This window comes from Streptomyces odontotermitis (genome assembly GCF_050510915.1).
Lineage (GTDB): Bacteria > Actinomycetota > Actinomycetes > Streptomycetales > Streptomycetaceae > Streptomyces.
On the sequence record NZ_JBNJLS010000050.1, the window covers coordinates 1 to 1649 of the forward strand.

Consider the following 1649-nt stretch of genomic DNA (forward strand, 5'->3'; position numbering starts at 1 on the left):
AGCCGCAGTTGAGCCGCATCGGCCGAACGGCCTGGACGCGGGACCACATACCCGACGAGCTGCTTGGCACCCGGCGAGTCCTCGCGCACGATCACCGCGACCTGCCCGACGTCCTCGTTCCGCGCCAACTCCGCCTCGATCTCCCCGAGTTCGATACGGAAGCCACGCACCTTGACCTGATGGTCCGCGCGCCCCACGTAGTCGAGCTGGCCGTCCGCGCGCCAACGCACCAGGTCCCCGGTCCGGTACATGCGCGCCCCGGCGGGGCCGAACGGATCGGCCACGAAGCGCTCTGCGCTCAGCCCCGGGCGCCCCAGGTAGCCGCGCGCGAGCGGCCCCGCCACGTACAGCTCGCCGACGACTCCCGGCGGCACCGGGCGGAGGCGGGCGTCGAGGACGTAGGAGCGGCTGTTGAGTACCGGCAGCCCGATCGGCGGGGCCACGGGCTCGGCCAGCGGACCGGCGACGGAGGCGCAGACGGTGGTCTCCGTCGGCCCGTACGCGTTGAACAGCCGCCGCCCCGTGCTCCAGCGCCCCACCAGTTCCCCGGAGAGCGCCTCGCCGCCCGCGATGAGCGTCCCGCCGGGCAGCAGCGCGGCGTCGGGCTCCATCGCGGCGAGCACGACGGGCGGCAGCGTGGCGTGCGTGACCCGGTGCGCGGCGAGGGTCGTGGCGAGGGGCTCGCCGGGCAGCAGCCCGTCGGCGCCCGCGACGACCAGCGCGCCGCCGGAGAGCAGGCCCATGCACAGCTCCCAGAACGCCGCGTCGAAGCTCGGCGAGGCGAAGCTCAGGACGCGTGCGCCGGGCCCGGCACCGAACCGCTCCCGCTGGGTGGCCAGGAGGCTCGCGACGCCCGCGTGCGGGACGACGACTCCCTTGGGGCGGCCGGTGGACCCGGAGGTGTAGATGACGTACGCGGGGTGGCCGAGCGTGACGCGGGGCGCCGGGCAGGCCGCGTCGTGGTGGGAGACGTCGAGGGCGTCGAGGACGAGGGGCCGGGTCCCGTCGGGGAGCCGGTCCACCGTGTCCCGCACGGCGAGGACGAGGGCGGGGCAGGCGTCGTCCAGCATGTACGCGATGCGGTCGGCCGGGTAGGCCGGGTCCACCGGGAGGTAGGCGCCGCCCGCCTTCCACACCGCGAGCGTCGCCACGGCCAGCTCCGCCGACGACCTCGGCAGCGCGAGCGCCACCAGCGACTCGGGGCCGATGCCCCGCGCCACCAGCTCGTGCGCCAACTGCCCGGCCCTGATGTCGAGTTCGGCCGCCGACAGCTCGTAGTCGGCGCAGATCAGCGCGGGGGCGTGCGGGTCGGCGGCCACCCTGCGCGCCCACAGCTCCGGCACGGTCAGGTTCTCGACCGGCGCCGCGTCCCCGCACCACTCCCCCAGGACCAGGCGCCGCTCCTCGTCCGCCAGGACGTCCACGGCGGTGACGGGGGTGTCCGGGTCGGCGGTCAGCGTGTCCAGGAGCCGGACGAGGCGCGCGGCGAGGCTTGCGACGGTGCCGGCGTCGAAGAGGTCCGTGCTGTATTCGACGAGCCCTTCGACGGTGCCGCCCGTGTGCTCGGTCAGCTCGAAGGCGAGGTCGAACTTGGCGCCTCCGGTGTCGACCCGCCGCATCTCGGTCCGGAACCCGGGGAGTTGGAGTGC

At 75.3% G+C, this 1649-nt stretch carries 1 protein-coding gene; it reads right to left on the reverse strand.

The genetic code is table 11. From position 1 onward, the window contains the following. Positions 1–1649: non-ribosomal peptide synthetase (locus ACQB60_RS45680; RefSeq protein ID WP_496932030.1), on the reverse strand; the 1649-nt coding region annotated here is incomplete at both ends.